We start from the raw sequence: 23,589 nt of genomic DNA, 5'->3' as shown, positions 1-23,589 counted from the left end.
CAGAACGAGAGAAGTGAGAGACCATGACGAAATCATCAGGAGGCATAGACGTCGAAGGCACCGTCGTCGAGTGCCTTCGCAATGCCACCTTCAGGGTTGAACTGGAGAACGGGCACACAGTGCTCGCCCACATCAGCGGGAAGATCCGGAAGAACTACATCAAGATCCTCCCGTACGACCGGGTGCTCGTGGAACTCAGCCCCTACGACCTCACCCGCGGCCGGATCCGCTTCCGGTACCGGTCGTAGCGGAAGGAGCCGGCCGGAGTGAACTCCTGAGGCACAGGCCCTCGTCGGTACCGACGACGAGGAAGCCTGGCAGCTCGGTGAACAAATAACCGGTTGCCACTTGGCGACGGTGGTGGATCCAATGACCGGCGTGATCACCCGGGCGCGCCTACCGCGGCGAGACGTGCTGAACGCGGACCGCCGGCCCCGGCCGACGCGCGTTCCGGGTGGCCTGCGACCGCATCGTCCCAGGGGAGCCGCCACCCGGTGAACACGCCACCATCGCCGTCCGGAGCGGAGCGCACAGGCGGGTCATCCGTCCGCCTGGGCGCTCTCGTCCCGTTGACGCGGCCCGGCTGGGTCACGGCGGGCCGACACCTGCTCGCGGGACTCGACCTGGCCGTTCGCGAGGTCAACGACGCCGGCGGGATCGACGGCAGACCACTGGAGCTGATGGTCCGGGACACCGCGGCCGATCCGGAGCGGGCCGCGGCGGCCGTGGACGAACTGGCCGGCCTGGGCGTGGTCGCCGTGGCGGGCGAGTACCACAGCGTCGTCGCCCGCGCCGCCGTCGCCCGGGCCGACGCCCTCGGCGTGCCGTTCCTCTGCTCGTCCGCGGTGCTCGACGCGCTCACCGAGGAGCCGACGGAGTGGGTCGCGCGCCTGGCCCCGGCGCAGAGCCACGGTTGGCGGATCTACGCGGACTTCCTCCTCGGCACGGGCCGGGCGGCCGTCGCCGGGTCATGGCCGCGTGTGGCGGTCGAGGGCACCCGCGGGCCGATCCGGTTCTCCCGCACGCCGGGCATCAGCGTGTGGCAATGGACTTGGGCACCGGTACAAGTCGCCGACCGGGACCCGGCGGGGCCCGATCGCTTTCGGGTCCTCCACGCCGGCTGAGAGAGCACGATGGTCGCACGTCGGCCAAGACTTCCGGCTGGCGTGTTCCTCAGCCCCGCCAGCAGTGCCCGCTATTACCGTTTTTGCCCGTGCTTCCACCTCCGAAACCGCGCGCCCTGGCCACCGCCAAAAGTCAGAACAGACCATCGAACGCAATAAATACTCCGTCAATAAAGCAGCCTCACACATTAAAAGTGCGACAAGAGGACTGGTCGCGGCCATATCTTCGGCGCTTCGCTCGTGATGGCTCAAACGGATCGGTCTGTCGCCGCCCGGTCGCCGCGTCCCCACTGTCCACACACGCACCAACGGTTTCTGCCCTTTCACCGCTCCTCTCGAATCAACGGAGTGCATCGCCTATGGCAGATCTGGCTTTCGTCGGTCTCGTCCTCGCCTCCTTCGTCGTTCTCCACCTCATCGCGAAGGGGGTCGAGCGGCTGTGAGCACGGAGAACGTCGTAGGGCTGGTCACGGCCCTGGCCCTGCTGGTCTACCTGGTGTTCTGCCTGCTCTTCCCGGAGAGGTTCTGATGAACGACACCCTCGCGGGCTGGTTGCAGATCCTCGCCCTGGTGGCCGCGCTCGCCCTGACCTACCGGCCGCTCGGCGACCACATCGCCCGCTGTCTGACCACCTCCCGGCACCTCGGCGCCGAGCGCGTCGTGTACCGGGCGGGCGGGGTGAACCCGGACGCCGACCAGACATGGGCGGCCTACCTGCGCGGCGTCCTGGCGTTCTCGCTGGTGTCGATGCTGTTCCTCTACGGCTTCCAGCGAGTCCAGGACCATCTGCCGCTGTCGCTGGGCATGCGGCCCGTCCCCGCCGACCAGGCCTTCAACACCGCGGCCTCGTTCGTCACCAACACCAACTGGCAGTCGTACTCGGGCGAGTCGACGATGGGCCACCTGGTGCAGATGGCCGGCCTCGCGGTGCAGAACTTCGTCTCCGCGGCGGTCGGCATCGCCGTCGTCGCCGCCCTCGTCCGCGGTTTCACCCGCAAGCGGACCAGCCGGGTCGGCAACTTCTGGGCCGACCTCACCCGAATCGTGCTGCGCGTGCTGCTCCCGATCGCCTTCGTCTTCGCGATCGCGCTGCTCGCCGCAGGAGTGATCCAGAACCTCCACGGCGTACAGACGGTCACCACGATCGCCGGCGACCACCAAAGCGTCACCGGCGGGCCGGTCGCCTCCCAGGAGGCCGTCAAGGAGCTGGGCACCAATGGCGGCGGCTTCTACAACGCCAACTCCGCCCACCCCTTCGAGAACCCCACCGCCCTCACCAACCTCCTGGAGATCTACCTACTGCTGGTGATCCCCTTCTCCCTCCCCCGGGCCTTCGGCACGATGGTCGGCGACCGTCGGCAGGGGTACGCCGTCCTCGCCGTCATGGGAATCATCTGGGCGGCTTCGGTGGCCGCCGTGACCGCCAACGAGCTGCACAGCGTGAGCAGTTCGGCCGGACATGCTGCGGGCGGCATGATGGAGGGCAAGGAACAGCGGTTCGGCATCTGGGCCTCCGCCCTGTTCGCCGTGTCGACCACCCTCACCTCCTGCGGCGCGGTCGATTCGTTCCACGACTCGTACACGCCGGGCGGCGGCGGGCTGCTGATCTTCAACATGATGCTCGGTGAGATCGCCCCCGGCGGCACGGGCTCCGGCCTGTACGGGATCCTGGTCCTGGCGATCGTCGCCGTCTTCGTGGCCGGACTGATGGTGGGCCGGACACCCGAGTTCCTGGGCAAGAAGATCCGCAGCCGGGAGATGAAGTTCGCCTCCCTCTACATCCTCACCACGCCCGCCATCGTCCTGGTCGGCTCGGGCATCGCCATGGCGCTGCCCGGCGAGCGGGCCGCGATGGCGAACTCCGGCTCGCACGGCTTCTCCGAGGTGCTCTACGCCTTCACTTCGGCGGCCAACAACAACGGCTCCGCCTTCGCCGGTCTACAGGTCAACACCGTCTGGTACAACACCGCCCTCGGCCTGGTCATGATCTTCGGCCGCTTCCTGCCGATGGTGTTCGTCCTGGCACTCGCCGGCGCCCTGGCCGGGCAGCGTCCCGTGCCGGTGACGGCGGGCACTCTGCCCACCCACCGGCCCCTGTTCGTCGGCCTGCTCACCGGCGTGATCCTCATCGTCGTCGGCCTGACCTTCTTCCCCGCGCTGGCGCTGGGTCCCCTCGCGGAAGGGCTCCACTGATGTCCGTCCCGCCTGCACCGAACCCGTCCCACCAGCCGCACCGGGTCTCGGGCGGTCTGCTGGACCTCCGGCAGCTCGTCTCCTCCTTCCCCGACGCCGTGCGCAAGCTCGATCCCGGACTGATGGTCCACAACCCGGTCATGTTCGTCGTCGGCGTCGGGGCGGTCCTCACCACCTTGTCGGCCGCCAAGGACCCGGGCGTCTTCTCCTGGGTCATCACGGTGTGGCTGTGGCTCACCGTCGTCTTCGCCAACCTCGCCGAGGCGGTGGCCGAGGGCCGGGGCAAGGCCCAGGCGGAGACGCTGCGCCGGACCCGGACCCGGACCACCGCACGCCGCCTCACCGACTGGCGGCCAGGGACGACAGCCCCCGCGGAGGAGGAGGCACCCGCCGCGGAGCTGCGCCTGGGCGACCACGTCGTCGTCGAGGCCGGGCAGATCATCCCCGGTGACGGCGACGTGGTCGAGGGCGTCGCCAGCGTGGACGAATCGGCGATCACCGGCGAATCGGCCCCGGTCATCCGGGAGTCCGGCGGCGACCGCTCGGCGGTCACGGGCGGCACGAAGGTGCTGTCGGACCGCATCGTCGTCAAGATCACTTCAAAGCCCGGCGAGACCTTCATCGACCGGATGATCGCGCTGGTCGAGGGCGCGGCGCGGCAGAAGACGCCGAACGAGATCGCGCTGAACATCCTGCTGGCGTCGCTCACCGTCGTCTTCCTGCTCGCCGTCGTCACTCTCCAGCCCTTCGCGATCTACGCGGGCGCCGAGCAGAGCATCGTCGTCCTCGTCGCGCTCGTCGTGGCCCTCATCCCGACCACGATCGGCGCACTGCTCTCGGCCATCGGCATCGCCGGCATGGACCGCCTGGTGCAGCGCAACGTGCTGGCCATGTCGGGGCGTGCCGTCGAGGCCGCCGGGGACGTCAACACCCTTCTGCTCGACAAGACGGGCACCATCACGCTGGGAAACCGTCAGGCCGCCGAGTTCCTGCCGGTCGGCGGCGTCGGCGCGGACGAGCTCGCGGACGCCGCCCAGCTGTCCTCACTCGCCGACGAGACGCCCGAGGGCCGCTCGATCGTCGTCCTCGCCAAGCAGCGGCACGCGTTGCGCGCCCGCACGGAGGGCGAACTGGCGCATGCCACGTTCGTGCCGTTCACCGCGCAGACCCGGATGAGCGGAGTGGACGTGGACGGCCGCCGCATCCGCAAGGGCGCGGCAGCCGCGGTCGGCACCTGGGTCGGCGAGGCCGGCGGCACGGTCGGCCAGGACGTCCACGAATCCGTCGAACGCATCTCGCGGAACGGGGGCACCCCGCTCGTGGTCGCCGTCCGGGACGCGGACGGCGCGCGGGTCCTGGGCCTGGTGCACCTCAAGGACGTCGTCAAGGAGGGCATCCGGGAGCGGTTCGACGAGCTGCGCGCCATGGGCATCAGGACTGTCATGATCACGGGTGACAACCCGCTGACGGCCAGGGCGATCGCGGAGGAGGCGGGAGTCGACGACTTCCTGGCCGAGGCCACGCCCGAGGACAAGATGGCGCTCATCAAGCGCGAGCAGGCCGGCGGCAAGCTCGTGGCCATGACCGGCGACGGCACCAACGACGCCCCGGCGCTCGCCCAGGCCGACGTGGGCGTGGCCATGAACACCGGCACCTCCGCCGCCAAGGAGGCCGGGAACATGGTCGACCTGGACTCCAACCCCACCAAGCTCATCGAGATCGTCGAGATCGGCAAGCAACTGCTCATCACCCGAGGCGCGCTGACCACCTTCTCCATCGCCAACGACGTCGCCAAGTACTTCGCCATCATCCCGGCGATGTTCGCCGCGGTGTACCCCGGCCTCGACAAGCTCAACGTCATGCGCCTGCACAGCCCGACGTCGGCCATCACCTCCGCGATCGTCTTCAACGCTCTGATCATCGTGGCACTGATCCCGCTCGCCCTGCGCGGTGTCCGCTACCGGCCCACCTCCGCGGCGGCACTGCTCAGCCGCAACATCTGGGTCTACGGACTGGGCGGGCTCGTCCTGCCCTTCGTCGGCATCAAGCTCATCGACCTGGCCGTGCGGTTCGTCCCCGGCCTCCACTGACCGGACCGCGGAGAAGAGGCGGCACCCATGTTCCTCCACCTACCGCCGACGCTGCGACAGCATCTGTCGGCCCTGCGCATGCTCCTGGCGTTCACCGTCGTCACGGGCATCGTCTATCCGCTCGCGGTCACCGGAATCGGCCGGCTGGCCTTCGAGCACCAGGCCGACGGCTCCCTGATCGAGGACCACGGCAAACCCGTGGCCTCCGGCCTCCTCGGCCAGAACTTCGCCCTGCCGAAGAAGAACCCCGACGACATCTCGGAACCCCTTCGCCCCGACCCCAAGTGGTTCCAGCCCCGCCCGTCGGCCGCCGACGCCGGCAAGGGCGCCGGCCCGTACGACCCCACCTACTCGGGCGCCTCCAACCTGGGCCCGAACAACCCCCGGCTCGTGACGACCGTCGCCGAACGGCGCGCGGCCGTGGCCGCCTTCGACGGCGTCGACCCGGCGTCGGTCCCCGTCGAGGCGCTCACCGCCTCCGGCTCGGGTCTCGATCCCGACATCTCCCCGGCCTACGCGTACGAACAGGTGGCCAGGGTCGCCAAAGCCCGTGGCCTGCCGGCCGAGCGGGTCCGGACACTCGTGGCCGATCACGTACGCGGCCGGGTCCTGGGCTTCCTCGGGGAGGACCGGGTCGACGTGATCGAGCTCAACCACGCCCTGGGTCGCCTCCCCGCGTGATCCCCGGTCAGGCAGTGGGTCCCGGCCTCGGTGGCGAGGGCGGGACCCGCGTGCGCGTACCCGCCGTTCACCGCCCGGGAGCCCGTCGGTGCCGTGCGACCAACGGCAGGGTGAGGGTGACCGCCCACCCCGTTCCCCGGTGCCGGCCGGCCCGGGCCCACAGTGTGCCGCCCATGGCTTCGGTGAGATCCCGGGCCGGCCGCAAGGAGGGGCTTCCGGCGTCCGTCTCCGCTCCGGCGGCGGTCATCCGCATGACCAGCCGGTCGTCCGACACCCCGGCCGTCAGAGCGGGCGAGGTGCCGGGGCCGCCGCGGCGCAGGGCGTCCGCCACCACGGTCGTGAGGACGCGGGCGAGGACGGCGGCATCGGCGATGACATCCGGCAGCTCCTCCGGGAACGAGACCGAGATCGTGCGTCCGCCGGGCCCCAGGTCGTCCATGACGGTGGTGAGCACCTCGCCGACGTCGACCGGGCGGAGGTGCAGCTCCAGGGCGCCCGCGTGCAGCCGGCCGAGGTCGTCGAGGTCGCCGGCCAGTCGCTCGGCGCGTCTCGCCGAGCGCTGTGCCGCGGTCAGCAGACGCGTCCGCTCGCCGGGCGGTCGGCTCCCGGCCCGGTCCGCCAGCCGGGCGAGTGACGCGCTGATCGCGGCCAGCGATGCCCGGAGGTCCCGGACGGCCATGGCGAGCGACATCGCTCGGCTTCGTTCCGCGGCCTCCCCGGTGCCGGTCCCGGCGGCCCGGGGCGCGATGCGGCCATGGGCGTGGGCGATGCCCAGCTGGGCGGCGCACGCCGCGAAGATGCCCTGGTCCTCCGCGCTCAGGCCGTGTCCGCGCGCGGCCAGGGTCAGATGCTCGTCGACGGGGCTCTCCAGGTCCGCGTCGTACGGGCGCTCGGGAGGGCGTTCGCCTGCGCTGGCGACGACGAACCAGCGGGGCCGTGCCGCGGAGCCGGGGTCCCGTTCGAGCAGGCTGACGGCGGCGAGGCCGAAGTTCTCGCGCAGCTGCTCGACGAGGGCGGGGAGGTCCTGGCCGTGCATCATGGCCGTCGCCAGTCGGCTGAGGGCGCGCGCCTCGGCCGTGGCGCGCGTGGCCTGGTACGTGCGCCACGTGACCGCGCCCGCCGCTGTGCCGACCAGCGTCGCGACAACGACGAAGACCGTCAGGGCGAGGATGTCGTTGCCGCGTTCGATGCCGAAGGTGTGCACGGGCGCGGTGAAGAAGTAGTCGGCGAGGAGCCCTGCGGCGAACGCGGCGAGCAGGGCCGGGCCGAGGCCGCCGACGAGGGCGACCACGACGACCGCCAGCAGGTACAGCACCAGGTCGCTGGAGAGGTCGAGGCGGTCGCGCAGTGCGGTGAGGACGGCGGTCAGCGCGGGCAGGAGTACGGCCGCCCCGGCCATGGCCAGCCGGAACCGTTTGCGGCCGGTTCCCCGGCCGGGGCGTGGCAGCGCGAGGCCCGCGGCTCCGGCCGCTTCCTCGTGCGTGACGACGTGGACGTCGATGGGGCCGGACTCCCGGATCGTCCGGCGTCCCACATCGCCCCTCAGCAGGGATCCGAGAAGGCCCCGGCGGCCGGCGCCGAGAACGATCTGTGTGATGTTCTCCGCGCGGGCGAAGCCGAGCAGCCCTTGGACGACGTCGTCGGCGGTGGTCTGGTGGTAGCTGCCGCCCAGGGACTCCACGAGCGCGCGCTGTCCGGCGAGGAGCGTGGGATCGGTGTCGGCGAGGGCGTCGCCCGGTGTGACGTGCAGGGCCAGCAGTTCGCTGCCCGGTGTCCGGGCGGTGATGCGGGCGGCGCGGCGGACGAGCGTCTCGCCCTCCCGGCCGCCGGTCAGTCCGACCAGGACGCGTTCCCGGGTCTCCCACGGTGCGGCGATCCCGTGCTCGGCGCGGTAGCGCTGAAGGCCCTCCTCCACCCGGTCGGCGAGCCAGAGGAGCGCGAGTTCGCGCAGCGCGGTGAGGTTGCCGACGCGGAAGTAGTGGGTGAGGGCCGCTTCGATGCGGTCGGCCGGGTAGATGTCGCCGTGCGTCATGCGGCGGCGCACCGCTTCGGGCGGCAGGTCGACCAGTTCGATCTGGTCGGCCCGGCGGGCCACCTCGTCCGGGAGCCTCTCGCGCTGCCGGACCCCGGTGATCTGTGTGACGACGTCGTTGAGGGATTCCAGATGCTGGACGTTGAGAGTGGTGACGACGTCGATTCCGGCGTCCAGGAGTTCTTCGACGTCCTGCCACCTCTTGGCGTTGCGGCTGCCGGGCACGTTGGTATGGGCCAGCTCGTCCACCAGGGCGACCTGCGGTCGACGGGCCAGCACGGCGTCGACGTCCATCTCCGTGAACTCCGCCCCGCGATGGAGCACGGCCCGGCGCGGGACCGTCTCGGTCCCCTCGGCCATGGCCGCCGTGGGCCGGCGTCCGTGCGGCTCCACGAAGCCGATGACCACATCGGTGCCCTGGGCGCGCAGCCGCCGGCCCTCCTCGAGCATGGCGTAGGTCTTGCCCACGCCGGGGGCGGCCCCGAGGTAGATCCGCAGTTTTCCGCGCGCTTCCATCGACGGACTCCCGTCGGCTCGTCCAGGAGTCCCCGGCCGGGCCGCTCTCCGGACCGGCGGTCCTCCGTTTCCATGGTGCGCCGCGGCTGGGGCGGCCGCCCGCCGCCTACGGCCGCCGCCACCTACGGTCGGGTGGCCTCCGCGGGAGGCCGGGTGCCGGCGACCGGGGCTCCGAGCGCGTAGTGCACGTAAGTGTGGATCGGCTGGAATCCGGCCTTCGCCGCGAGGTGGCGGCTGGGGTGGTTGTCGCGGGAGCAGGTCCAGGACGGGACACGGCCCCGGGCGGTGATGCCGGCGCACAGGGCCCGGACGCAGGCGGTGGCCAGGCCCTGGCCGCGCTCGGCGGGCAGGGTGGCCACGGCGATGTCCTCGTAGCGGCTGCCGGCGAAGAAGGTGCAGGCGAGGGAGAGCAGGCGCCGGTCGCGGAAGGCGCCCCAGCCGTGGCCGGACGCGGCGAGCCCGGCCGGGCCGCCCCAGCTCTCGGCGATCCAGGCGAGGCCCGGGCCCAGGGCCCGTACGGCCGGCGCGTCGGCGGGCACGAGGGGGCGGACGAGAAGGCCGGGGCCCTGCCGGGCGGCAGGCGCCGGATCGTCGTAGGCCCAGATCATGCGTTCCCAGGGGACGATCCGCGTGAACGCGCGGCCGAGCACGGGCAGGAAGGGGTCCGGGGTGACGACGTAGCAGTGGGCCAGATGCGCGAGGTCCCCCGGGGCCGTCGTACGCGGGTCGCCGGCGAGGACGGCGTACCCGGCGCAGGAGACGGCGGCCGCCCGCGGGCGCGCCCGGTGGTCGGCCCACCAGGTGCCCAGCCCGGTGCGGGCGGCGTGTTCGGGCAAGGCTCCGACACCGGGGCGGCCGGCGGGGAACCAGGGGTGCCGTGCCCGGGCGGCCGGCGCTGTGCGGAGGGTGTTGGTGTTCGGCATGACGGCTCCGGAGAACCCGAGGGGCGGGCGGTGCCACACCGCCCGCCCCGGTGGTGACGACCTGCGGTCAGGTGCAGGCCTTGCTGCCGTGGTTGGACTTCTTCTTGCGGCGGTCTCGCTTCTTACGGGCGCGCTTGGACACGGATGCGGTTCCTTCTTTCTTTCATTCGGCAGCGGGATGCGGGGGTGTTACGGAGGTCAGGCCGTCCGGGCGACCAGCCCGTCGGCGAGCTTGCACAGTCGGCGTACCGTGCGGTCCTCCATGGCGACGGGGGCGGCCGGGGACAGGGCGGTGCAGTCGTAGTACGCGCCGGGGACGAGCTCGATGGCCGGATCGCACAGCCGTACGACGCGCTCGGCGCCCTGCGAGGCGGAGTCGCCCTCGTGCGCGTACAGCGGCAGCAGGGCCGTGTCGCACACACCCGGATGCACGCTGACCGACGTCCACGGCGCCTGCTCACGGGCGAAGATGGTCAGCGCCAGCTGGGACTGGGCGTAGGCGGCGATGCGGGAGTAGCGCTTGGCGCGCTGGGGGTCGCCCCAGGAGATGGACGCCGTGCGGTGCATGGACGACGACACGTTGATCACGCGGCTGCCGGGGCGGGCACCGAGTGGGCCGGACAGCTCGTGGGTGAGGAGATAAGCGGCCAGGAAGTTGACCTGGAAGGAGAGTTCGTTGCCGTCGGGGGTCACGGTGCGCCGCTCGGGCGCGACGACGGCCGCGTTGTTGACGAGAACATCCAGCACCGGGTGATCCTCGGCGACGCGGGCGGCCATGGCGCGGACCTCGTCCAGCCGGGAGAAGTCGGCCACGACCAGGCGCAGCCGCAGGGTGTCAGCGCCGGCCGCGACCAGGCGGGAGACGGCGTCGTCGCCGGAGGTCCGGTCGGGGGCGTGCACGATGACCGTGTCCCCCCGGCCGGCGAGCAGCCGGGCGGTCTCCCAGCCGATGCCGGAGGTGGCACCGGTGACCAGAACGGTCCTGGGAGCGGGCGAGACAGCAGAAGACATGGGAATCCACTCCGGGAATGCGAGCAAAGCGGCAGCTGGATCCGCCCCTTGGCGGACTGCCGTGCGAACAGAAGGCGACGTCAGTGGCGGCGCACGTGAACGTGACCGTCGACGGGCCGGGTGAGGTGCGAGGACATCACGAGGGTGCGCTCCGCAGCGTCGTGATGTCGCCGTGTCGTGGGAGAAAGATGTGCTCAGCGCACGGGAAGTGAACAGCGCGCGGTGCCGGACAGCGCCGTATGAGGCGGCCGGTCGTCGTGGCGCAGGTGGCTGTTCACGGACACCATCCAAAGCGGCCGGGTGGCCCTGGGCAAGTGACACGCCGCTTCCCTGACGCGCTTCTGACACGCCACAACGGCGCCCGCCGCCAAGGGCGTTCGAACCTCGTCAGGAAGCAGGCGAGCACCTTCCCCGAACCACCTCCACTTGTTCTACTCATACACGAACAAGTGGAGGTAGTCCCATGCCGCAGTCGCACCCCGCGTCCGTCAACGCCCGCCGCGTCCTCGTCGCCGCCGTACCGCCCGCGCTCGCCGCCGTCGCCGTCCTGGCGACCTTCCTGTCCGTCCGGGACCGGCTACCCGACCGGATGGCCGTCCATATCGGACCGGGAGGGAACGCCGACGGCTTCTCCGGACAAGGAGCCTTCCTCACCACCGCGTTGGGCGTCCTGCTCGGCGACGGCGTGCTCTTCGCCGCACTGGCCCACTGGATACGGACGACTCCCGGCGTCCAGCGCGTCCTCGCCGTCATCGGCGGCACCGTCGCGGTGCTGACCGGATGGCTGATCGTCGCCGTGCTGCTGGCCAACACCGATGTCACCGACGCGTCCTCCGCGACCCTGCCCGGCGCGCAGGCCGCGCTCGCCTTCGCGGCAGCGGCCGGCTACGCGGCAGTGGGCTGGCTGATCTGCGGCAAGGCCGAGGAGACCGAGTCCGTCTCCGGCCCCTCCGCCGGCGCCGAGCGCCTCACGCTCGCAGACTCCGAGACCGCCGGCTGGACCCGCGTCGCCGGATCCCGCGTGCTGCCCGTCACCGGCATCCTGGTGGTGACCGCCGGCGTCGTCATCGGGTTCACCACCGGGTGGGTGCCCGCGCTGCCGCTCGTCATCACCGGCGTCCCCATGGCCCTGCTGACGGGCGCCCGCGTCACCGCCGACCGGCGCGGCATCACCGTCACCCCCTCCCTCGCCCCCTGGCCCCGGCTCAATGTGCCGCTGCAAAGGATCGCCGAGGCCGGCCACCGCACCGTCAACCCCGTGCGCGACTTCGGCGGCTGGGGCTACCGGGCCCGGCCCGGGGCAAGCGGCATCGTGCTGCGTTCCGGCGACGCCATCTCCGCCCGGCTGACGACCGGCAGCGAGTTCGTGGTGACCGTGGACGACGCCGCCACCGCGGCGGCGCTGCTCAACACCCTCGCCGACCGCGAACGCCGCACCGCCGCCGGAGGGTGACCGTGCTCTTCCGTGTCGACCCCTCCTCGCCACTCCCCCTCGGCGACCAGATCGCCGCCTGCGTCCGCGGCGCCATCGCCGACGGCACCGTGCGCACCGGCGAACGTCTACCCTCCGCCCGCGACGTCGCCGCGTCCCTCGGCGTCAACATGCACACCGTCCTGCGCGGCTATCGGCGACTGCGCGAGGAAGGGCTGCTCGAACTGCGCCGCAGCCGGGGCGCCGTCGTCACCGCGGGACGAACCGCCGAACGGGCCCGGCTCGCGGCCCAGGCCCACCAGCTGGTCGCCGACGCCCGCACGCTCGGGATGACCGACGACGACGTGCTCGCCCTCGTCAGGGCTTCTCTGACCGACGGAACCTGAACTTCCGCCGTTAAGACGGCAGTTCCCAGCCATCAAGATCGCATAAGGAACCCCCGGCGGACGGTGACCTGACCCACGGGTAATGGAAACGTTCCGGCCGAAGATCACGAGCCCCGCGGCAGGTGCCCTCCGTCCCTGCCGCGGGATCGCCATTCCCACAGCGGACATGCCCACAGCGGACATGCCCACACCCGAGGGGGAACCTCCATGAAGATCACCCGGCGCACCGCCGGCATCATCGCCGGCCTGACCGCCACCGCCGTCTGCGTCACCGGTGCCACGGCCGCCGCGGCGCCGAGCTCCGCCGGTCACGCGCGGACCGTGCGGGCCGCGGCCGCGAAGCCGGCCCCGAACGCCGCCGAGGACGGCAAGGCCGTCTTCAAGGGCCTGTTCTTCGGCCAGGGCGCGGTCGGCGCCGAGCTCGCCAAGAACCCGCTGTTCAGCGACATGCGCAAGGAACTCGCCAAGGGCGACGCCCAGGACTCCGCGCACGTGGCCCGGATCGTCACCGACGCCGTGGACACCAAGCACCCCGGCTTCTTCGCGGCCTTCGGCAAGAAGGCCCGCAGCGGCGACCCGCGCAAGGTCGAGGCGGCCGTCAACGACGCGCAGACCAAGCTGCTGTCGACGGTGCGGACGACCGACGCCAAGAGCTCCGCCCAGCCGGTCCAGAACGGCCAGATGTGCGGCACCTTCGTCGCCGTCGCCGGCGCGGTCGTCCACATCGCCGCCGCCGTGACGGCCGCCGCCGCAGCGGTCACCGTGACCGTCGCGGTCGGCGCCAACTTCGTCAAGGCCAAGAACTGGTTCTGGAGCGTGGCGCCCAAGGACGACACCACCGCCCTGGGCCACGACGAGGCCGTCGCCACCGTGACGAAGATCCTCAAGACCGCCTGACCCGGCGCGTCCCCACCAGTACACACCCCTGACCGTGGGCCGGGCCACGCCGGCCGCCCGGCCCACGCGCCAGCACACCCAGACGACCGGGAAGACGACGTGATACCCGCCCGACCCACCACAGGAGAACGGCCCGAACGGACATCAGGAGTCCGTCGCTTCCGCCGCTTCCTCCACTCAGCCGCGCAAGGCCCGGAGCCTCGCCGCGTCCCCGTGTCCCGTCGCTCGGTGCTGGCCGTCGTCATCGCCTGGAGCGTGGCCGTCCTGTACGTGGCGCAGGTCCACGTGCCCAAGAACGTGCTCTCCCTGCCCGGTCAGAAGCAGGTCCGCGCCACGGTGGCCAACGTCGCGCCGCAGGGCTGGGCGTTCTTCACCAAGTCCCCCCGGGACGTGGAGGTCCTGCCCTACCGGCAGGCCGCCGACGGCGGATGGGCCTCCCTCGCGCTGACACCGCACTCCAGCCCCCGCAACGCCTTCGGCCTCGACCGCGCCTCCCGCTCGCAGGGCATCGAGATCTCCCTCCTGCTCAATCTTGCGGAGAAGAAGGAGTGGAAGGAGTGCGAGGAGAAAAGCCTCGCCGACTGCCTGGCGAACGCCCGGTCGTCCCGGAAGGTGAAGAACCCCTCACCCGAACCGACCGTCTGCGGGCGCGTCGCGCTCGTCCAGGAGAAACCCGTCCCATGGGCCTGGCGCAATCTCGTCGACGAGCGTGCCACCCCCGAGCGCTACCTCGCCATGGACGTCACATGCTGAACATCCCGGCTCTCCGCCGTACCCGCGGCGTCCCCCTCCCCTGGGGCAACGCCTACGGCCTCGCCCGCGCCCTGCTCGCCCTGGGCACCGCCGGAACCCTGGCTTTCAGCAGCTCCGCCACGCTCTTCCGGCCCGTCGTCACGATCGGCGAGTACCCGCTGTGCCAGGGCGTGACGGCCGGCGGAGCCTTCTGTCTCGTACCGCGCGGGCAGTTCGACCCGCTGCGCTGGCTGTGCGTCGCCGTCCTCCTGGTCGTCGCCTCGGGCTGGCGGCCCCGGATCACCGCCCTGCCGCACGCCTACATCAGCTTCAGCGTCTTCTCCGGCATCGCCATCGGCGACGGCGGCGACCAGATCACCTGGATCCTCTCCCTCCTCCTGGCCCTCGTCGCGCTCGGCGACGGACGGCGCTGGCACTGGCGGACACCCCGGGGACGCGCGGCCGACGACGGCCGGGGCCACGTGGCCGAAGACGAGCCGGTGTCCCGTGTCACCCGCGGCTGGGCACTCCTCGGCACCAGCGCGTGGACCGTCGCCCGCCTCCAAATGGCCCTCCTCTACTTCCAGGCGAGCGTGGCCAAGCTCCCCCACACGGAGTGGGCCGACGGCAGCGCCATGTACTACTGGGCCAACAACTCCTCCTTCGGCTTCCCCGAGTGGATACGACCCCTCACCGACCCCGTCGTCCACTCCCCCGTCGGCGTCGCCGCCCTCAGCTGGCTGCCCATCGCCCTCGAACTCGCTCTGGCCGCCTCCCCGCTGATGTCGCAGCGAGCCCGCTGGGTGCTCCTGCCGCTCGGCGTCGCCTTCCATCTCGGCATCGCCCTCCTGATGGGGCTGTGGAGCTTCGCCCTGGCCATGGCGGCCGGCCTCTTCCTCCTGCTCAGCCCCATCGGCCACCACTTCCCACGCCCGCGCGCCACCGTGACCGTCGACGCCGGGAAACGGCGGGGCGGCGTCCAGGCGTCGCCCGACGCGGTACGTCCCACAAGCGCTGCCGGGCGACCCTGAGCGATCAGGGCCCGTCACCGGCTCGTGGTCACACGTCCCAGGTGACCGGGAGGCTCTTCACCCCGTAGATGTCCGCGGTCTCCGGGCGCAGGGCGACTTCTTCAGCCGGTACGGCCAGGCGCAGCGTGGGGAAGCGCTCGAACAGCGCGCGGAACGCGACGCGCATCTCGACGCGGGCCAGTTGCTGGCCCAGGCACTGGTGGACGCCGTGTCCGAAGGCCAGGTGGCCGCCGTCCTGCCTCTGAAGGTCGAGCACGTGGGGATCCGCGAAGCGCTCGGGGTCGCGGTTGGCTGTGTTGTACGACAGGATGACCGTCGTGCCGGCCTTGATGGTCTGGCCGCCCAGCTCGACGTCCTCCAGCGCCGTCCTCCAGAACTGCTTGGCGACGCTCAGATACCGCAGCAGCTCCTCCACGGCCCGGTCGGTGAGCGCGGGGTCGGCGCGCAGCGCGGCCAGCTGTTCCGGGTTCTGCAACAGCGCGAAGGTGCCCAGCGACAGCATGTTCGCGGTGGTGTCGAACCCGGCCGCCAGCAGGATCAGGCTGATCCCCTTCAGCTCCTCATCGGTCAGATCGCTGTCGGTGAGTTCGCTGAGGACGTCGTCGGTGGGGTTGGCGCGCTTGGCGGCCACCAGCTCCGCGAGGTAGTTCTGGGTGGCGGTGTAGGCCGCCATCAGCTCCTCGTCGCTCGTCTCCCCGCCCATGAACGTGTCGATCTGCTCCTGGAAGGAGCCCCGGTCCTCGTACGGCACTCCCAGCAGCTCGCAGATCACGATGGTGGGGATGGGCTTGGCGAACGCGGTCACCAGGTCCGCCGACGGCCCGGCCTTCTCCATGGCGTCAAGGCAGTCGGCGGTGATCTGCTCGATGCGCTCGGCGAGCAGTCGCATCCGCCGTACGGTGAACTTGCCCATCAGCGGTTTCCGGTAGCGCCTGTGCTGTGGATCGTCCATGAGGAGGAACTCGCCGGGCGGCGCCGGGGGTATCTCGAAGTCGGCCACGTTCATCAGCTCCCTGCGCGAGCTGAACCGCGAGTCGGCCAGGACCGACTTGACCAGGTCGTACCCGGTGACGAGCCAGCCGGGTGTTCCGCCGGGGTGGGTGCAGCGGCTGATGGAGCCGTGCCGGCGGGCGTCGGTCAGCTCTGCCGGCGGGTCGAAGGGGCAGCCGGGCTGACGCGCCGTCGGCAGCGTGGTGACGGTGTGGACGGTTTCACCCATGACCATTCCTCATCTCGCGATATTACGTGTTTGCCGCTGCTCGAAAGCTACGTTGCGTTCAGAATGGCGTCAATCGACTGGAGAGCATACCTCCAGGTCAGAGCAGGGAAATTGATGCAATGACGCTGGGATCGAACGCAATGCCATGTTGCAATGACTGACGTCGAAGGCAATACTGACGGCATGCCAGGAGGACGATTGACCCAGCAGGACCGCCAGCGCATCGCGGCCGGCCTGGCCGAGGGGCTCCCCTACGCCGAGATCGCCAGGCGGCTCGACCGGTCGACCTCGACGATCAGCCGGGAGATCGGACGCAACGGCGGCCCCGGCGGCTACCGGTCCCAGCAGGCGCACCAGGCGACGGTCCAGCGGGCGCGACGTGGCACACCGGCACCCCCACGCGCGGCCACAGTGCCGGGCGGCACGATGGAAGAGGAGATCGTCGAGCTGGCGGTCAGGTCGGGGATGCCGAGGATGACGGCGCGCGTGCACGTCGACCTGTTGCTGTCCGAGGACGGCAGACGCACCGCGGCCGAGCTGACCCGCAGACTGAAGGTCAGCCCGGCCTCGGTCTCCGTGGCCGTGAACTTCCTGGTCCAGCAGGGATATGTCCGGCGCGAGCGCGATCCGCGGCGGCGTCGCGACATCTACGTCGTCGATGACGAGGCCTGGTACCACTCGGTCGTGATCAGCGCGCGGCTGACGCTCGAGTCGGCGCGGGCCGCGATGACGGGGGCGGAGACTGTCGGGCTCGACACCCCCGTGGGGCAGCGGATGGCCAGGTGCGGGGCGTTCCTGGAGCGGATCACCCTGGACCTGGTGGAATCGGCCGACCGCTGGCGCACCCTCCTGGCGTGACAGTTCGAGGGCTTCGCCGCCGGGCAGCGGCCGACTGCCCCGATATCCCACGCCCGACCACTCCGGCGGCCCACAAGGCACCCCCGGCTCTTTCGTGTGCCGGGGGTGCGCGGGGCACCGAAGAGCACCCCCGGACTGGACTCCTTACGGGCAGTAGAACCGGAGGGAGGAAATCCTGTCGTTGTTGTACGCCTTGGAGGTCCCGGAGGCGTAGTCACCCTTCAGACCCCACTGCCATGACGGCGCGAAATCCACGTCAGAAGGGTGGAGCTCCCCGTTGGGATCGTCCCAGAACTGCACCTGGCACTGCGAGTTGTTCAACCAGGACGAGACTTGGTTGTCGGCCAGTTCCCCGTTCAGGAAATGGGTGTTCGTGAGTCTCACTATCTTTGTGTTGCCGCCGGCCGGAGGAGGGGTGACAACCACCTTCGAACCCGTTCCGCCTCCGTTCTGGTAGAGGCACAGCGCCCACCCCGGGCAGCCGCTGTAAGGAGGGCTGTCCGCGGATGCCGGTCCCGCCGAGAAGAGCAGCGCCGCTCCGGCAAACGCACTTGCGACAGCGGCAACCATCGGCCTGGACGATTTCAGTGTCATAGGTTTCCACTCTCTGGGTCGTATCGAGACTGAGCCGCAGCAATCCGGTGGACCACACCTTCGGCCAACATCACATCCGGCCGGCTGCCTTCGCTGCGTCACACCTGGAACGCATGGGGGGTGCCACATGTGACATGTGACCACACGTTAGCAGAAGATACATATTCCCGAGTGCGGCTCGACCGCAATGTCCCGGCGGGCGCCGGACCCGCGCCGGGAAGCCGACGATGCGTCAGCCGAACCGGTCATCACACGTATGTGTGACCGGTATTGCACTCACCGACACACGGTTGAACATGCAAGAGTTCGCCAACGGCCGCACTCCCCCGAAGGGGCGTGCCGATGCCTCCACCGGTCTCACCACACACACGAAAGGTGTTTGCATGTTCATCCCCAGAGCGAAACTCCGTAGTGCCGCCGCTGCCGCCACCACGGCCATGGCCCTGATCGGCCTCGGGGCCGGGACGGCGAACGCCACGGACTGGCCTCCGTTGCGGGAGGGCGCGTACCTCTACTCGGGAACCCACGGCACGGGGACGGTGTCAACGGTCGACCTCACCGACCTCGGTACGTGCCACGCCCTGCCGGTGCCGCCCCGTTCCGTTCAGATCATCTCCGGTTCCGCGTCCGTGGTGCTGTACCCCGGGGCCGGCTGCACCGGTACCCACGCGTTCGCCACGGGGTCCCTCCTCCAGGACGACCTTCCGTGGGCGGCGTTGAGCTACCGCGTGGTCCCCGCGTAACGAGTCGGCGGGCGCCGGCCGCCGGCGCCCGCCGACATGGCACACGTCGCGAGCCGAGACCCGCCTGTACCGAACGACGGGTCACATCGTGATGGTCTTGTACTCGGTGTAGGCACCGAGGCCGGCCGCGCCGTACTCGCGGCCGATGCCGCTGGCCTTGAAGCCACCGAACGGGCCGTCGAAGCCGACGGAGGCGCCGTTGACCGTGACAGTGCCGGTGCGGACGTGGCGGGCGACCGCCAGGGCGTGCTCCTCGTCGGAGGACCAGACGCCGCCGGAGAGGCCGTACTCGGAGTCGTTGGCGATGCGGACGGCGTCGTCCTCGTCGTCGTAGGCGATGACGACCAGGACCGGGCCGAAGATCTCCTCTTGTGCGATACGCATGGAGTTGTCGACGTCGGCGAAGACGGTGGGTGTGACGTAGTTGCCCTTCTCCAGGCCCGTGGGGATCTGCGGGCCGCCGGTGACCAGGCGGGCGCCCTCCTCGATGCCGAGCCGGATGTAGTCGCGCACGCGCTCCTGCTGATCGGGACGGATCATCGGGCCGATGAAGGTGTCGGGGTCGTTCGGGTCGCCGACCCGCAGCGACTCCACCAGTTCCTTCAGCGCGGCCACGACCTCCTCGTAGCGCCCGCGCGGAGCCAGGATCCTGGTCTGGGCGATGCACGACTCGCCGTTGTTGAGCAGGGAGGCGAACTTCATGCCCGCGACAGCCTTCTCGATGTCGGCGTCGGGGAGGATGATCGCGGCGGACTTGCCGCCCAGCTCCAGGCTGACCCGCTTGAGCTGCTCGCCCGCGATCGAGGCGATGCGGCGGCCGGCCCGCGTCGAGCCGGTGAAGGCGATCTTGTCGACCTTCTCGTGCGACACCAGGTACTCACTGGTCTCCCGGTCCGCGGGCAGGACGCTGATCACGCCCTCGGGCAGGCCCACCCGCTCCAGCAGGCCGGCCAGGAAGCCCATGCTCAGCGAGTTCTCCGGGGACACCTTCAGGACCACGGAGTTGCCGGCGGCCAGAGCGGGGATGATCTTCGAGGTGGCCGAGGAGAACGGCGAGTTCCACGGGATCACCGCGGCCACGACGCCGACCGCCTCACGGCGCACCACGCTGCGCACGGGGGACGCCGGGTCGGAGGGGACGAGCGTCTCCTCCCAGCCGAATTCCTCCGCCGCCTTGAGGTAGGCGTTCGCCTGCCGGGTCAGGCCGAGCTGTCCGGCGCGGGTGAACCATCCGGCCGAACCGTTCTCCAGGGAGATCAGGTGCGCGATCTCCTCCGCGTTCTCCTCGCGCAGTGCGTTGAACCGCCGCAGTTTCGCGATCCGTTCAGCCGGCGGGGCCAGGCGCCACACGCCCGCCTCGAAGGACGCCCGCGCCGCGGACACCGCTCGGTCGATGTCCGCCGGCTGCGCCTGGGCGGCGCGACCGACCACCGACCGGTCGTGGGGCGAGGCGATGTCGAGCAGGTCCGGGTCGCTCGGCTCGACCCAGGAGCCCCCGATGAAAAGCCGACCGTAGGTGATCACGTGCTTCCCCTCTTCCAGTGGTGCCGGTTCGTTCCGGCACTCCATCTAACTGTCACATCAATGTAGCACTTACCTTTGCCAGTCACACATGGACGCGTTGATCCACTCTTAAGTTGCACTTACTTGTGGCACTAGGCGCATCAGATTCCACACTTCACGACTAGACTCGGTGCGGTGAGAGCCGACGCAGCACGCAACCTGGAAACCGTCCTGACCACCGGAGCCCGCATGCTCGCCACCGATCCGGGCGCCAGCATCGCGAGCATCGCCGCCGAGGCAGGCGTGGACCGGCGTACCGTCTACCGGCGCTTCGCCTCCCGCGAGGAACTCCTCACCGCCATCCACGAAGCCCGCCTCACAGCCGTCGAGCGGGCCATCGAAGATGCCCGACTGCGCGAAGCACCCGTCGCCGTCGCCCTGCACCGCTACGTCGAGAACGTCATCGCCGTCAACCGCACCTGGCCCGTCGATCTCGCCCGCATGCTCACCGACGACGCCATCCGCCAACGCAGGGATGTGTCCGTCCGCGAGGTCGACGGCTTTCTGCAGCGGGCCACCGACGAGGGCCTCCTGCGCCGCGACCGACCCGAGGGATGGGCGAGCGCGCTACTGCCTCAGCTCATGCATCTGGTGTCACGACAAATGCCCGAACTGAGCCCCGGTCAGGCGGCGGACATCGTCGTCGACACCCTGCTCCACGGCCTCGGGGCGTCCTGACACAGTGCGGCCATCGGCTTCACACATGGCGGAGGCCGCCATCCGGAGGGGAGGGCACGCATCAAGAACATCGCGGAGGAGGAAGTGGGGACGATGGAGTCGATCGACGGGGCGCTGATCGGCCGCGAGCCCGAGCAGGAGGTGCTGTCCGGCTTCGTGACGGCCGCCGGGGGCCGGGCTCTTGTCCTGCGGGGCGACACAGGTGTGGGCAAAAGCGCCCTCCTGGACCACGTCACCAACCTTGCCTTGGGCAAGGAGCACAGAGTGATCAGGGCGACCGGTGTCGAGGCCGAGTCGGAGTTGCCGTTCGCCGGCCTGCACCAGCTCCTGTACCCGCTGTTCCCCTGCATCGACCAGTTGGACGACAGCCACCGCCGAGTCTTCGACGTCGTCTTCGGCGGGGGCGAGGGCGCACCACCCTCGGTCATGGCACTCGGCATCGCCGTCCTCGACCTGCTCTCCCTCACGGCGTCGCACAATCCCCTCCTGCTGGTGCTCGACGACGGCCAGTGGTTCGACACCTCCAGTATCGAGGTGTGCGGGTTCGTGGGACGAAGACTCAGCGGTGGCTCGGTCAGGCTCCTCGTCGGCCTGCGTTCCGACGTGCCTTCCGGCTTCGACACGGCCGCGCTCCCGCAACTTCCCGTGACCACACTGTCGGAGAAGGCCTCCGAGCAACTCCTGGACATGCGCAACCCCGGGCTGGATCCCCGGATCCGTCGTCTGATCCTGGACGAGGCCCAGGGCAACCCGCTGGCTCTGCTGGAGCTGCCGCCCCATGTGATGCGCGGGGGCCGGGGCCTGGCAGCGAGCAACCGGGAAGAATTGCCCGGATACACGGGCACGGGCATTCCCCTGCCCCTTCGCCTTCAGCATGTGTACGGCGCCCGTATCGGGTCGCTCGGTGACGCCGTACGCACAGAACTGCTGCGCGGTGCCCTCGACGGCGTCGGAGCGGGCACGGCGACCGGACACGCCCGCGACACGCGCTACCGCATGGTGGACGCCGACGAGGCAGCGGCATGCGGCCTGCTGGACATGGATCCGCTCAGTGGTGACTTCGTCTTCCGGCACCCTCTGGTGCGGTCGACGGTCGTCCAGACGGCGACCGCCGGTCAACGGCGCGCCGCCCACGCGGTCCTCGCGCACGTGCACCGCAAGGACGTGGAACGACGCGCCATACACCTGGCGGCTTCCGCGGTCGACCCCGACGAACAGGTCGCGGCCGCGCTGGAGGCGGCCGCCGACTCCGCCACCCTGCGGGGCGCCTCGCTGGCCGCCGTGTCCTGGCTGACCCGGGCGGCGGAGCTGAGCGAGGGCCACGAGGAACGGTCCCGGAGGCTGGGCGACGCGGCATTCGTCGCCGGGCAGGCCGGTCTGCTGGACCGGGCTCAGCAACTGGTCCGCTCCGACACCGCGTCAGGAATGAGCGAGTCCCCGGCCGCGGTCCTCACATCCGCCTACGTCGCGCTGTACGAGGACGGGGACGTGTGGTCCACGCGGCGCCAGGTCCTGGCGGCGATCGAGAACATCCGTGACAGCGGAGCGCGGGAGCCGAACGAAGTACTCACACGGTTGGTGAACCTGCTCCTGGCCATCAGCCAGTACGCGAGCGACAAGACGTCGTGGGAGCGGACACACGAGCTGCTCGGCTCCCTGGGCGGTCTGGTGTCCCCGCACTCCCGTATTTACCAGGACGCCTGGGGTGACGTGGTGCGTCGCGGTACCGGCGTGCACGAGCGGGTGGAGCGCGCCCTCGCCGGCCTCCGCACACTCGAACCGTGGGAGATCACCCGCCTGGGCGTCGCCGCCTACCACGTCGACACCCTCAGCCAGTACCGGCCGCACCTCCAGCGCACCGTCGACCGCGAGGTGGAGACCGGGGCCGTGGCGTCGGGCATGACCATGCTGCACCTGGTCATGCTCGATCAGATGGCAGTCGGTGAGTGGGACGAGGCCGAACGGACCGGACAGCGCACCCTGGACCTGACGGCGTCGCACGACTACGCGTTGTTCGTTCACCACACACGTGGGTATCTCGGCCTGCTCGCCGCGATGCGCGGCCGGACCGAACGCGCACGGGAGCTCCAGGCCGCCGTCGACACTTGGGCCCGCCCCCGCGGCGTCGGCTTCCTCACCCAGATCGCCGACGCCATCGGCACCACCGCCGCCCTCACCGAAGGCGACTACGAAGCCGCGTACCTCCACGCCATCGGCATCACGCCCCCCGGCACCTTCGCTCCCTACGCCCACCAAGCCTCCCGCACCCTCCTCGACCTCGTCGAAGCGGCCCTCCACACCGGCCGCACCGAACAAGCGCGCCGCCACGCCCTCGCCGCACGCCGGGCCGGTCTCCCCGCCGTCTCCCCACGCCTCGCCCTCGTCACCTACGGCGCCCTCGCCATGACCGCCACCGACCCCACCGAAGCCGACGACATGTACCACCGCGCCGAAACCCACCCCGCCGCCGCCTTCTTCCCCTTCGAATCCGCCCGTATCCGCCTGGCTCATGGCATCCGTCTCCGCCACGCCCAAGGGCGCAAAGCCGCACGCCACTCCCTCACGCTCGCCGCCGAAGCTTTCGAACGCCTCGGCACATCCCCCTGGGCCGAACGGGCCCGGGCCGAGCTCCGTGCCACGGGTGCGTCCACCCCCACTTCCACTGCGCATCTCGCGACACTGACGTGGCAGGAACGCCGGATAGCGGATCTCGCCGCCGGCGGCCTGACCAACAAGGAGATCGGCGCACGCATGCACCTGTCGCCACGCACCGTCGGCTCCCACCTCTACCGGGTCTTCCCCAAACTCGGCATCACCTCCCGGGCCGCGCTGCGCGACGCCCTGGGCAACATTCCCGACGAACAGAACGTGTGACTGCGGCCGGGG

At 70.7% G+C, this 23,589-nt stretch carries 21 protein-coding genes and 1 pseudogene; 16 read left to right on the top strand and 6 right to left on the bottom strand.

What is annotated here, in order from left to right:
- Positions 1–23 precede the first annotated feature (23 nt).
- From infA to kdpC, 6 genes are all read left to right on the top strand, one after another.
- Entirely contained in the window at positions 24–248 is a 225-nt protein-coding gene (gene infA, locus AB0E98_RS22785; RefSeq protein WP_311608363.1) for a translation initiation factor IF-1, read from the top strand.
- A gap of 246 nt (positions 249–494) precedes the next feature.
- Entirely contained in the window at positions 495–1,124 is a 630-nt protein-coding gene (locus AB0E98_RS22780) for an ABC transporter substrate-binding protein (RefSeq protein WP_361705470.1), read from the top strand.
- Between the two features lie 439 nt (positions 1,125–1,563).
- Positions 1,564–1,653 carry a K(+)-transporting ATPase subunit F gene (kdpF, locus tag AB0E98_RS22775; RefSeq protein ID WP_361705466.1) on the top strand — a complete coding sequence of 30 codons (90 nt, stop codon included), beginning with the start codon at positions 1,564–1,566 and terminating at the stop codon, positions 1,651–1,653.
- The gene (kdpA, locus tag AB0E98_RS22770) at positions 1,653–3,317 is read left to right on the top strand and encodes a potassium-transporting ATPase subunit KdpA (RefSeq protein ID WP_361705463.1); all 1,665 of its coding nucleotides are present in this window, start codon (positions 1,653–1,655) and stop codon (positions 3,315–3,317) included. Before kdpF ends, kdpA begins: the two co-directional genes overlap by 1 nt.
- Positions 3,317–5,407: a potassium-transporting ATPase subunit KdpB gene (gene kdpB / locus AB0E98_RS22765; RefSeq protein WP_361705460.1), complete on the top strand. Its 2,091-nt coding sequence runs from the start codon at positions 3,317–3,319 to the stop codon at positions 5,405–5,407. The genes kdpA and kdpB overlap by 1 nt, the downstream gene beginning before the upstream one ends.
- A 27-nt stretch (positions 5,408–5,434) precedes the next feature.
- Entirely contained in the window at positions 5,435–6,088 is a 654-nt protein-coding gene (kdpC, locus tag AB0E98_RS22760; protein ID WP_361705457.1) for a potassium-transporting ATPase subunit KdpC, read from the top strand.
- Positions 6,089–6,155: 67 nt separating this feature from the next.
- Here the strand turns inward: kdpC and AB0E98_RS22755 are convergent, their stop codons facing one another.
- From AB0E98_RS22755 to AB0E98_RS22745, 3 genes are all read right to left on the bottom strand, one after another.
- Complete coding sequence (locus tag AB0E98_RS22755; RefSeq protein ID WP_361705454.1) at positions 6,156–8,636, bottom strand: DUF4118 domain-containing protein; 2,481 nt, start codon at positions 8,634–8,636, stop codon at positions 6,156–6,158.
- 122 nt (positions 8,637–8,758) lie between these two features.
- Positions 8,759–9,559, bottom strand: a complete 801-nt coding sequence (locus AB0E98_RS22750) for a GNAT family N-acetyltransferase (RefSeq protein ID WP_361705451.1) — start codon at positions 9,557–9,559, stop codon at positions 8,759–8,761.
- 198 nt (positions 9,560–9,757) lie between these two features.
- Positions 9,758–10,570: an SDR family NAD(P)-dependent oxidoreductase gene (locus AB0E98_RS22745; RefSeq protein ID WP_361705448.1), complete on the bottom strand. Its 813-nt coding sequence runs from the start codon at positions 10,568–10,570 to the stop codon at positions 9,758–9,760.
- 463 nt (positions 10,571–11,033) lie between these two features.
- Here AB0E98_RS22745 and AB0E98_RS22740 point away from each other — a divergent pair, with 463 nt between their 5' ends.
- The 5 genes from AB0E98_RS22740 (at position 11,034) to AB0E98_RS22720 (ending at position 15,048) form a co-directional block, all read left to right on the top strand.
- Complete coding sequence (locus AB0E98_RS22740; protein ID WP_361705445.1) at positions 11,034–12,023, top strand: DUF1648 domain-containing protein; 990 nt, start codon at positions 11,034–11,036, stop codon at positions 12,021–12,023.
- 2 nt (positions 12,024–12,025) lie between these two features.
- Complete coding sequence (locus AB0E98_RS22735; RefSeq protein WP_361705443.1) at positions 12,026–12,388, top strand: GntR family transcriptional regulator; 363 nt, start codon at positions 12,026–12,028, stop codon at positions 12,386–12,388.
- A gap of 207 nt (positions 12,389–12,595) precedes the next feature.
- Positions 12,596–13,285 carry a hypothetical protein gene (locus AB0E98_RS22730; protein ID WP_361705440.1) on the top strand — a complete coding sequence of 230 codons (690 nt, stop codon included), beginning with the start codon at positions 12,596–12,598 and terminating at the stop codon, positions 13,283–13,285.
- A gap of 213 nt (positions 13,286–13,498) precedes the next feature.
- Positions 13,499–14,038: an SdpA family antimicrobial peptide system protein gene (locus AB0E98_RS22725; RefSeq protein ID WP_361705438.1), complete on the top strand. Its 540-nt coding sequence runs from the start codon at positions 13,499–13,501 to the stop codon at positions 14,036–14,038.
- Positions 14,032–15,048, top strand: a complete 1,017-nt coding sequence (locus AB0E98_RS22720; RefSeq protein WP_361705436.1) for a sporulation-delaying protein SdpB family protein — start codon at positions 14,032–14,034, stop codon at positions 15,046–15,048. Before AB0E98_RS22725 ends, AB0E98_RS22720 begins: the two co-directional genes overlap by 7 nt.
- Before the next feature lie 28 nt (positions 15,049–15,076).
- On the opposite strand, the gene AB0E98_RS22715 is transcribed toward AB0E98_RS22720, so the two are convergent.
- Positions 15,077–16,267, bottom strand: coding sequence for a cytochrome P450 (locus AB0E98_RS22715; RefSeq protein WP_361705434.1), 1,191 nt, complete (start codon positions 16,265–16,267; stop codon positions 15,077–15,079).
- A 183-nt stretch (positions 16,268–16,450) separates the two neighbouring features.
- Between AB0E98_RS22715 and AB0E98_RS22710 the strand changes: the two are divergent.
- Positions 16,451–16,597 (top strand): annotated as a pseudogene (locus AB0E98_RS22710) (helix-turn-helix domain-containing protein); the annotation flags it as partial.
- Between the two features lie 96 nt (positions 16,598–16,693).
- Complete coding sequence (locus tag AB0E98_RS22705; RefSeq protein WP_361705960.1) at positions 16,694–17,125, top strand: winged helix-turn-helix domain-containing protein; 432 nt, start codon at positions 16,694–16,696, stop codon at positions 17,123–17,125.
- Positions 17,126–17,269: 144 nt separating this feature from the next.
- Here the strand turns inward: AB0E98_RS22705 and AB0E98_RS22700 are convergent, their stop codons facing one another.
- The gene (locus tag AB0E98_RS22700; protein ID WP_361705432.1) at positions 17,270–17,695 is read right to left on the bottom strand and encodes a peptidase inhibitor family I36 protein; all 426 of its coding nucleotides are present in this window, start codon (positions 17,693–17,695) and stop codon (positions 17,270–17,272) included.
- Between the two features lie 407 nt (positions 17,696–18,102).
- Between AB0E98_RS22700 and AB0E98_RS22695 the strand changes: the two genes are divergently transcribed.
- Positions 18,103–18,462 carry a hypothetical protein gene (locus AB0E98_RS22695; protein ID WP_361705431.1) on the top strand — a complete coding sequence of 120 codons (360 nt, stop codon included), beginning with the start codon at positions 18,103–18,105 and terminating at the stop codon, positions 18,460–18,462.
- Between the two features lie 81 nt (positions 18,463–18,543).
- On the opposite strand, the gene AB0E98_RS22690 is transcribed toward AB0E98_RS22695, so the two are convergent.
- Entirely contained in the window at positions 18,544–19,986 is a 1,443-nt protein-coding gene (locus AB0E98_RS22690) for an aldehyde dehydrogenase (protein ID WP_361705429.1), read from the bottom strand.
- A 228-nt stretch (positions 19,987–20,214) separates the two neighbouring features.
- Between AB0E98_RS22690 and AB0E98_RS22685 the strand changes: the two genes are divergently transcribed.
- A complete protein-coding gene (locus AB0E98_RS22685; protein WP_361705958.1) occupies positions 20,215–20,703 on the top strand; it encodes a TetR/AcrR family transcriptional regulator in 489 nt (162 codons plus the stop codon).
- A gap of 93 nt (positions 20,704–20,796) precedes the next feature.
- Positions 20,797–23,577, top strand: coding sequence for an AAA family ATPase (locus tag AB0E98_RS22680; protein WP_361705428.1), 2,781 nt, complete (start codon positions 20,797–20,799; stop codon positions 23,575–23,577).
- The last annotated feature ends 12 nt before the right edge of the window (positions 23,578–23,589 follow it).

Origin of the sequence: Streptomyces sp. NPDC037389 (assembly GCF_040636475.1) — a bacterium.
GTDB classification, from domain to species: Bacteria; Actinomycetota; Actinomycetes; order Streptomycetales; family Streptomycetaceae; genus Streptomyces; species Streptomyces hesseae.
This window is presented reverse-complemented; position numbering and strand designations above follow the sequence as displayed.